The sequence below is a fragment of the Streptococcus sp. HMSC034B05 genome (assembly GCF_001809055.1).
GTDB lineage: Bacteria > Bacillota > Bacilli > Lactobacillales > Streptococcaceae > Streptococcus > Streptococcus constellatus.
Genome location: NZ_KV795608.1, coordinates 88,210 through 96,333, shown reverse-complemented (window position 1 = coordinate 96,333; position 8,124 = coordinate 88,210). Strand labels below are relative to the sequence as shown.

9 protein-coding genes are annotated in these 8,124 nt (G+C 38.3%); 4 read left to right on the top strand and 5 right to left on the bottom strand.

The window, feature by feature from the left end; translation table 11 throughout:
• Positions 1–93: 93 nt before the first annotated feature.
• The 4 genes from HMPREF2542_RS04770 to HMPREF2542_RS04755 all read right to left on the bottom strand — a co-directional run bounded on the left by HMPREF2542_RS04770 (position 94) and on the right by HMPREF2542_RS04755 (position 2,767).
• A complete protein-coding gene (locus HMPREF2542_RS04770; protein ID WP_006269734.1) occupies positions 94–411 on the bottom strand; it encodes a DUF960 domain-containing protein in 318 nt (105 codons plus the stop codon).
• 119 nt (positions 412–530) lie between these two features.
• Positions 531–1,064 carry a nucleoside tri-diphosphate phosphatase gene (locus HMPREF2542_RS04765; RefSeq protein ID WP_058670202.1) on the bottom strand — a complete coding sequence of 178 codons (534 nt, stop codon included), beginning with the start codon at positions 1,062–1,064 and terminating at the stop codon, positions 531–533.
• A gap of 86 nt (positions 1,065–1,150) precedes the next feature.
• Positions 1,151–1,927 carry a recombination regulator RecX gene (recX, locus tag HMPREF2542_RS04760; RefSeq protein ID WP_058670203.1) on the bottom strand — a complete coding sequence of 259 codons (777 nt, stop codon included), beginning with the start codon at positions 1,925–1,927 and terminating at the stop codon, positions 1,151–1,153.
• A gap of 63 nt (positions 1,928–1,990) precedes the next feature.
• Positions 1,991–2,767, bottom strand: coding sequence for an aminoglycoside 3'-phosphotransferase (locus tag HMPREF2542_RS04755; protein WP_058670204.1), 777 nt, complete (start codon positions 2,765–2,767; stop codon positions 1,991–1,993).
• 56 nt (positions 2,768–2,823) lie between these two features.
• Between HMPREF2542_RS04755 and rlmD the strand changes: the two genes are divergently transcribed.
• Complete coding sequence (gene rlmD, locus HMPREF2542_RS04750; RefSeq protein ID WP_058670205.1) at positions 2,824–4,188, top strand: 23S rRNA (uracil(1939)-C(5))-methyltransferase RlmD; 1,365 nt, start codon at positions 2,824–2,826, stop codon at positions 4,186–4,188.
• A 629-nt stretch (positions 4,189–4,817) separates the two neighbouring features.
• On the opposite strand, the gene HMPREF2542_RS04745 is transcribed toward rlmD, so the two are convergent.
• Entirely contained in the window at positions 4,818–5,750 is a 933-nt protein-coding gene (locus tag HMPREF2542_RS04745; RefSeq protein ID WP_003070210.1) for a nitronate monooxygenase, read from the bottom strand.
• Between the two features lie 335 nt (positions 5,751–6,085).
• On the opposite strand from HMPREF2542_RS04745, the gene HMPREF2542_RS04740 reads away from it, so the two are divergent.
• Genes HMPREF2542_RS04740 through HMPREF2542_RS04730 form a run of 3 tightly spaced genes read left to right on the top strand, consistent with a single transcriptional unit; the run spans position 6,086 to position 7,947 of the window.
• On the top strand, positions 6,086–6,319 hold the full coding sequence (locus tag HMPREF2542_RS04740) for a DUF1858 domain-containing protein (protein WP_003070208.1): 234 nt from the start codon (positions 6,086–6,088) through the stop codon (positions 6,317–6,319).
• Positions 6,319–7,680: a DUF438 domain-containing protein gene (locus HMPREF2542_RS04735; protein ID WP_058670206.1), complete on the top strand. Its 1,362-nt coding sequence runs from the start codon at positions 6,319–6,321 to the stop codon at positions 7,678–7,680. Before HMPREF2542_RS04740 ends, HMPREF2542_RS04735 begins: the two co-directional genes overlap by 1 nt.
• Positions 7,681–7,692: 12 nt before the next feature.
• Positions 7,693–7,947 carry a DUF1912 family protein gene (locus tag HMPREF2542_RS04730; RefSeq protein ID WP_039676675.1) on the top strand — a complete coding sequence of 85 codons (255 nt, stop codon included), beginning with the start codon at positions 7,693–7,695 and terminating at the stop codon, positions 7,945–7,947.
• Positions 7,948–8,124 lie beyond the last annotated feature (177 nt).

Genomic DNA, 8,124 nt, shown 5'->3' with positions numbered 1-8,124 from the left:
TTTTTTATAGCAAAGGGACTATTGTCCCAGACTCACTTATTCTCAGATATTTTTAAGCAGCCATCAATCTTGTATGCTTCAGATTTTGTGCTATCATATCAAAGTATATTCATCTGGCAGCATAATGGTTTCTTTACCGTTATTGTCAGTTACAAAGATTTCTCGTGGAAAAAATGGGTCGAAAGTGTCATTAAAATCAAAGGTAAGAATGGTTGCTAGACTATCTTGTGAAAATCGGAAAGTTGTTTTTCCTTTGTTGTTGATGAGTTCAAACTGAAGCAGTTCGTCTAGCTCAAACACACCCTTTAGAAAATTATCAATAATATACCAGAAAGAATCAATGATATTATCTGGTAAACTTGTTACAACGCCAAAGCTAGCATAGCGTCCACGTGTATTTGTAAAAGCCATTGTCTCTTCCTTTCTGTACTTATTCATCAAAGGATTTTCTATATGATACATAAAATAACCTTGAATTGCAAGAAATTGTTCTTTGAAAATCAAAAAGGACCAGTGGTCCTTTGGAAACTTTAGCGACTCTTTAGCTCCACATAACGTTTGTACCAAATATTAACATAGGCTTGCGAAAAAGGTCCGCGCTTATTGTTAATCCAATCTACTAAGATTTTGACATTCTCTTTGAGGATATAATCTAAATCATTAGAGTAGTTCATCTGCCGTTTGTGACGCTCGTATTCATCGACATCAAGTAATCGCTTTTCACCATTGGTAAAGACTTTGACGTCTAAATCGTAGTCTATGTATTTTAATGCTTCTACATCAAGATAATACGGACTGGCTAGATTGCAATAGTAAGAAACCCCATTTTCGCGAATCATAGCGATAATATTGAACCAATATTTTTTGTGAAAATAGATAATAGCTGGCTCACGTGTCACCCAACGTCGACCATCACTTTCTGTGACCAAGGTGTGGTCATTGACACCAATAATGGCATTTTCTGTTGTTTTTAGTACCATGGTGTCGCGCCAAGTGCGGTGCAGACTTCCATTATGCTTATAACTTTGAATTGTAATAAAGTCGCCTTCTTTTGGAAGCTTCATCTTCTACCAACTTTCTACAATTAATCAGGTTATCGCTCTTATTGTAACATATTTTCATGAAAAAACATAAATAAACCTTACATTTTTTATAGATATTCTCTGAGAGCGCTAGCAATATCAGAAAAATCGTAGCCTTTGCGCGCAAGAGTTTGAGTAAGACGTTGTTTTAGCTCATATCCATTGTATTTTTTAGAATACTTGCGGTATTGCTTGTCTAATTCTTTGTACAGTAATTTCTGCTGAGTTTCCTCATCTTCTTTGATATCTAAGGTTTGATAAGCTGCCTTAGCTTCGGTATAGGAAAAGCCTTTGTTCATCATAGATTGAAGAATTTTATCCTGCAGGGCCTTACTTGGTAGTTTGCTTTGATAGTTGCGGAGTAGTTTTGCAGCGACTTTTTGACTTACTTCTGTAAAATCAAATTTGCATAATTCTTCATCAATAATAGGAGCTGTGATACCTTTTTGAGCCAATTTTTGCTTGAGGACAAAAGCACCTTTATCACCAGATAGAAGATTGGAATGAATAAAGGAATAAGCATATTGTTTGTCATCTATCCAGTTATCTTTTATGAGAATCGTTAGGACTTTCTCGATAGTATCTAAGGAAATCTCGTGTTTTGTCAAATAATCCCGCACTTCTTTGACAGTTCTTTGCTTGAAAGAAAGATAATATAGAGCTAGATTTTTTCCGTAAGAAAACTGTGCGTAGTCCTGAATTTCTTTTAATTTTTGCTCACTGATATTCATGCCTTTTGATAACATAAAGTGAACAATAGTATCTTCAGTGATGTAAAGTTTGTCAGTTTCGTCCAATTCTAAAAGATAGAGACGCTTTTTCTTTTCAATTCTAGTGATTTTCATAATCATTCTTTCGATAACTTGTGTGAAATTTGGAGCTGATAGATGGAATAGTAAGTGTGACTATTAGCCAAATGCTTCAAAAGCTGCGATAAGTCGTAATTTCTCGGAGTTGATATTTTCTCGACCATAGTAGTCCAAAAATAGGTCGCCGTATTTTGGATTGCCTAGATTATAATTCAGTGACCAGATAGCCCAGTAAAGGTCAATGTGGTGATCACTAAAGCCAGATAGCCCAACATCAATGAAACAGGAGAACGTCTTAGCGTCTTTTAAGATAAAGTTGGGCAAACAAGCGTCACCGTGAATAAATGCATCTCTTGTAAGAAGATGTCCCTGTTCTTGGATAAGCTGATAGGCTTCTTTTCTACTGCGAATCTGAAATTGTGGCAGGAGAGCTTTTTCATAGAAAAGCCCTTTTTGATAATCCTCTTCCGCTAGCTGAATATAGTTCTTTAGAAGTGAGTTTGTGGGAAAGTGGACTGGTTGGAGGTTATGGAGCTGTCTTAGCGCTGTTGCCATGGTTTGGCAGAGGACTTCTGGTTGGTCTAGCACTTCCAATCCTGATATGCCGGATGCTTCTTTAGTGAGCAAGTAGTCCCTGTCTTGGCTGATGTATGTCAAGACAGGAACACCGAGCCCTTGTTTGTCAAACCATTTAGCACATTGTGCCTCTCGTGCTAGCTTTCCTTTTTGGTCTATTTTAAGATAGTAGCCTGTGTCTAGATAAAGCACGGTTGCGCCTGAGTGGGAAGAACTGTCATACAAAGTGGCTTTCTCTGTATATATTCGTAATTCTTCTGGGAATTGAGAAATTGTGAGAGTTACTTTTTCTTTTTTCATACTGATTATTGTACCATATTCTCAACATTATCGTGTTAGCGTGGTATAATAGAAACATGAATCTGAAAGTAAAGCAAAGAATCCCTTTAAAAATTAAGAAAATGGGAATTAATGGGGAAGGGATTGGATTTTATAAAAAGACCTTAGTCTTTGTACCAGGTGCTTTAAAAGGTGAGGATATTTTTTGTCAAGTTACGACGGTTAAGCGTAATTTTGTCGAAGCAAAGCTCTTGACGATTAATAAGCATTCTAAGTATCGAGTAGAGCCGCCTTGTGAGATTTATGAAAAATGTGGGGGCTGCCAGATTATGCACTTGCATTATGACAAACAGTTAGAATTTAAGACAGATTTATTGCGGCAGGCTTTGAAAAAATTTGCACCAGCTGGTTATGAAAACTACGAGATTCGTCCAACGATTGGCATGCAAGAACCACTTTACTATCGGGCTAAGCTTCAATTTCAGACACGGAAATTAGCAGATGAAGTCAAAGCAGGGCTTTATGCGCAGAATTCCCATTATCTGATTTCTTTGAAAAACTGTTTGGTTCAGGATAAGGTAACGCAGAAAATCATCAATAAAGTGGCTCTCCTTTTGGGGAAGTACAATCTTCCTATCTACGATGAGCGTAAGAGAGCAGGCGTTCGGACGGTTATGATTCGCAGGGCTCGGAAAACGGGACAGGTGCAGATGATCTTTGTCACGGGAAAGAAGTTGGACTTCTCTCCAGTCATTCGAGATTTAACAGCAGAATTTCCAGAATTAGAAACAGTGGCGGTCAATTACCATACGACAAAATCAAGTGAAATTTATGGAGATAAGACGGAAATTATCTGGGGAAAAGAGACAATTCAAGAAGGTGTTTTGGATTACGAGTTTTCCTTATCGCCTAGGGCTTTTTACCAGCTCAATCCAGAGCAGACAGAAGTGCTTTACAGTGAAGCAGTCAAGGCGCTTGATGTGACATCTGAAGAGCATTTGATTGATGCTTATTGTGGCGTGGGAACGATTGGCTTTGCCTTTGCTAAAAGAGTCAAGTCTCTGCGAGGTATGGACATTATTCCGGAAGCTATTGAAGATGCTAAGCGAAATGCTGCTCGCTTAGGCTTTAACAATACTCATTATGAGACTGGGACTGCTGAAAGCATTATTCCTCGTTGGTATAAGGAAGGCTATCGGGCGGATGCTTTGATTGTCGATCCACCACGAACTGGCTTGGATAAAAAGCTGCTTGAGACGATTGTCCGTTATGCACCTAAGAAAATGATTTATGTCTCTTGTAATGTCTCTAGTCTAGCCAGAGATTTGGTGCAATTAAGCAAGATCTATGATGTCCATTATATCCAATCGGTGGATATGTTTCCGCACACAGCTAGGACCGAGGCTGTAGTGAAATTGGTGAAAAAGGAAGAGGACAATTAAGGTCAACATAGATTTGACTTGTGTTCAATTAAAGATAATGTCTTGAGAAAAAAACTAGTTTTAATAGAGTGGGAAAATGACAATGAATCAGAAATGAAGCCCAAAGATTTCCAAATTGTCTATCTGACAAAGAAGCGTCTATTACAACATTAGGGATATTATGGAAATAAAAATAGATGGAGAAAAGTCCTATCTTGAATATAGCGAACGAGCAAATTCTTAGTGAAAATGCTCGTTTTATTTTATTCGTTTTTTTAAATAGATGTATTTGAATTAAATTTTGTGATTTTTGCTGTTTAGTTTGCAAAATATGTCTATAAATTGGGAGAAATAAAATCAAAGGTTGCCTTAAAATGTGGAAGTATTAACTTATAATAAAAAGACAAGTTGTCAATCAATTTAGGGAATTATATACCTGTTTACACAACTACAAAGTATAGTTGTCAAATTTACAAAAATCTTATTTTAAGATACTATATATTGTGATTAGGGTAAAGTGCTATATAGTTCCCATAATAAATTCAGATAATTATTGTGGTAAATACTAAAATGTTAAACCGCACCTCAAAGTTTAGATTTTTCTCTAACTTTTGGGGTGCGGATTATTTTCATAATATTTTCATAAACATTTACAGCCTAATCTCTGTATTTTCCAGCACTTTTTGGGCATTGGCTACGATGGTTTCAATGATGTCTTTGCATGGTCGGATTTCGTTTATCATGCCAGCGATTTGACCGCACATCATGGAGCCATGTTTGGTATCTCCTTGATAGACAGCTTTTGAGAGGGCACCGATTGTGATTTCTTCTAGTTCTTCACGATTGGTCCCTTTGTTTTCAAGTTCTATGTAGTGATCGGTCATTTCGTTTCGAATACAGCGAACAGGTGCACCAGTAATGCGCCCAGTTACAGCTGTGGCTGTGTCATTGGCGTGGATGACAGCTTCTTTATAGCTTTCGGCAATGGGGCATTCTTCTGAGGCGAGGAATACAGTTCCAAGTTGTGCGCCTTGTGCACCTAAAACAAAAGCAGCAGCCAGTCCACGCCCATCCGCAATTCCACCTGCGCCAATCACGGGAATATCAACAGCGTCAACAATTTGTGGCAACAGAGCCATCGTATTTGTTTCTCCGATATGACCGCCCGCTTCTGATCCTTCTGCGATAACGGCATCAACACCTAATTCTTGCATTTTTTTAGCATGCTTCACGCTTGCAATAACTGGGATAACTTTGATACCGGCTTCTTTTAAAAAGGGTAGAATGAATTTTGGAGTACCTGCACCAGTTGTGACAACAGGGACTTTCTCTTCAATGATGACTCTGACAATTTCTTCGATATTTTTCATCATTAGCATCACATTAACGGCAAAGGGCTTGTCTGTTAGCTTGCGTAATTCACGAATTTCTTTACGCAGTTGTTCACCAGTCATGCCACCTGAAGCGATAATTCCCAAACCGCCTGCCTCTGAAACAGCAGCAGCTAACTGATAGTGAGAAATTTGAGCCATAGCACCTTGAACAATTGGATATTTGATGTTCAGTAAATTTGTAATAGACATAAAATCTCCTTAATCTGTTTTTTTCTATTATTATATCACGGGTAGAAAAGCGTTTTCAACTCTAGTATTTATTAAAATTTCTTTTGTTTGTGATACAATTCACTCTGAGCACTTGATTTATCAATTTCATTGATTGTGAAAAAGAGTAAAATAGATATCCTATAACAATAATTTATAGCCTATTAAAAATAGTTATAGGTTATTTCAATGAAGAAAAGCAATTTATAAAGCAGAATTTGGGAATCCCTAAAAGAGAATAATACTTGATTTCATTTTACTGAGAAGTCGACACTTTTTTATGTTATAATGATAGAAAAATGAGGATGAGGTGAGGAATGGACAATATCATTGATGTATCAATTCCTGTTGCAGAGGTGATTGACAAACATCCAGAGGTGCTGGAAATTTTAGTGGAGCTTGGGTTTAAACCTTTGGCAAATTCTCTCATGCGTAATACAGTTGGGCGGAAAGTTTCGCTGAAGCAGGGGTCTAAGCTGGAAGGCACACCGATGGAGAAAATTGTTAGGACCTTAAAAGCAAATGGCTATGAAGTGATAGGACTAGATTAATGGTAGATGAACGAATTGAGGTTTTGAAGAATATTTTGCTTGATTTGCACCATGGAGCAAAGGCAGAAGCAGTTCAAGAAGAATTTAATAAACATTTTACCGGTGTTTCTGCTATTGAAATCAGCTTGATGGAACATGAGCTGATGAATTCCGACACGGGTGTAACCTTTGAGGATGTGATGTCTCTTTGCAATGTCCATGCGAATCTGTTTAAGGGAGCTGTTAGAGACGTTGAAGTTGCAGATACGGATCATTCAGGTCATCCTGTGCAGATTTTCAAGCAGGAAAATTTGGCTTTGCGAGCAGCTCTGATGCGAGTAGGTAGACTGCTGGATACTTATGCAAATTCTGATGAGGAAATGCAGGAAGAAATTCGCAAGGGCTTGAAACGACAGTTGAGCTTGGTGGAACAATTTGAGCGCCACTACAAGCGCAAAGAAGAACTCATGTTTCCAATCATGGAGAGCTATGGACATGATTCACCACCTAAGGTCATGTGGGGTGTGGACGACCAAATCCGTGAATTATTTAAAGAAGTGAAAACAGCGGCAGAGCAGTTGCCTGCTTTAGACATTGAAGAGGTCGCAGAAAAGTTTCGATTATTTGCAACTGAGTTTGAAGCCATGATTTTTAAGGAAGAATCAATTTTACTCATGATTCTGTTGGAATCTTTTACACAGGATGATTGGTTGAAAATTGCGGAAGAAAGTGATGTTTATGGTTATGCAATCATTCAGCCGGCAGAGAAGTGGATTCCGCATCGTCATTCATTCTCGGAGAAAGAAACAGACAATTCTACTAAGGTGACAAGCGAAGTGCTAGTCCGTTCAGAGCAAACTAATGATGGCAAGTTTCAGCAAGTTATTGACACACCTGATGGGCAGGTCACCATTTCTTTTGAGCCAAAAAAGAAAAAGGTAGAAAACAACTTTGCTCGGCAGACCCAACAGCCATTTGGACACGGCTATTTGTCAGTGGAGCAAGCAAATCTGATCCTGAATCATTTGCCAATGGAGATTACCTTTGTCAATAAGGAAGATATTTTCCAGTATTATAATGACAGTGTACCAGCAGAGGAGATGATCTTTAAGCGAACACCGTCTCAGGTGGGGCGCAATGTTGAGCTGTGCCATCCGCCTAGATTTTTGGAGAAAGTGCGCCAGATTTTTAAAATTTTGCGTGAAGGAAAGAGGGATAAGTTTGAGATGTGGTTCAAGTCGGAATCGCGGGGAAAATTTGTCCATGTGACTTATGCCGCAGTACATGATGAAGCGGGAGAATTTCAGGGGGTGTTGGAATATGTGCAGGATATTCAACCTTTCCGTGAGATAGATGGTGATGTTTATCGTGGTTTGGATTAGAAAGAAGGAACAATGACGTACGAACAGGAATTTTTAAAGGACTTTGAAGCTTGGGTTGAAACTCAAGTTAAGATTAACCAGATGGCGCTCAAGGAAAGTCAAGCTGTCTATGAAGCTGATAAAGATGAGCGAGCAAAGGATGCTGCGATTCGTTATGAAAGCCGGTTAGATGCTTATGAGTTTCTTGTAGGAAAATTTGCTAATTATCGAGCAGGAAAAGGATTTCATGATTTGCCAGACGGGCTTTTTGGTGAGAGAAGTTATTGATTTTCCGTAGGAAACATGATAGAATAAGGTCATTAGAGGTGTTTTGAGTCCCATTTGTCACAGAAAGCGGTGTTGCTGAGAAATCCGTACAAATGTCAAAACTGGTTGCTAAAACTGAAAATGAAATAACAGTGTCTTTTTGTTTACTTTTAGAACAAGGCAGCGAGCTGCAGGTTG

What these genes read in the sequence shown, in the direction of transcription:
- HMPREF2542_RS04735 (WP_058670206.1), top strand. Translation starts at nt 6,319, where the DNA reads ATGGTAGATGAACGAATTGAGGTTTTGAAGAATATTTTGCTTGATTTG.
- HMPREF2542_RS04740 (WP_003070208.1), top strand. Translation starts at nt 6,086, where the DNA reads ATGGACAATATCATTGATGTATCAATTCCTGTTGCAGAGGTGATTGAC.
- HMPREF2542_RS04770 (WP_006269734.1), bottom strand. Translation starts at nt 411, where the DNA reads ATGGCTTTTACAAATACACGTGGACGCTATGCTAGCTTTGGCGTTGTA.
- HMPREF2542_RS04730 (WP_039676675.1), top strand. Translation starts at nt 7,693, where the DNA reads ATGACGTACGAACAGGAATTTTTAAAGGACTTTGAAGCTTGGGTTGAA.
- rlmD (WP_058670205.1), top strand. Translation starts at nt 2,824, where the DNA reads ATGAATCTGAAAGTAAAGCAAAGAATCCCTTTAAAAATTAAGAAAATG.
- recX (WP_058670203.1), bottom strand. Translation starts at nt 1,927, where the DNA reads ATGAAAATCACTAGAATTGAAAAGAAAAAGCGTCTCTATCTTTTAGAA.
- HMPREF2542_RS04755 (WP_058670204.1), bottom strand. Translation starts at nt 2,767, where the DNA reads ATGAAAAAAGAAAAAGTAACTCTCACAATTTCTCAATTCCCAGAAGAA.
- HMPREF2542_RS04765 (WP_058670202.1), bottom strand. Translation starts at nt 1,064, where the DNA reads ATGAAGCTTCCAAAAGAAGGCGACTTTATTACAATTCAAAGTTATAAG.
- HMPREF2542_RS04745 (WP_003070210.1), bottom strand. Translation starts at nt 5,750, where the DNA reads ATGTCTATTACAAATTTACTGAACATCAAATATCCAATTGTTCAAGGT.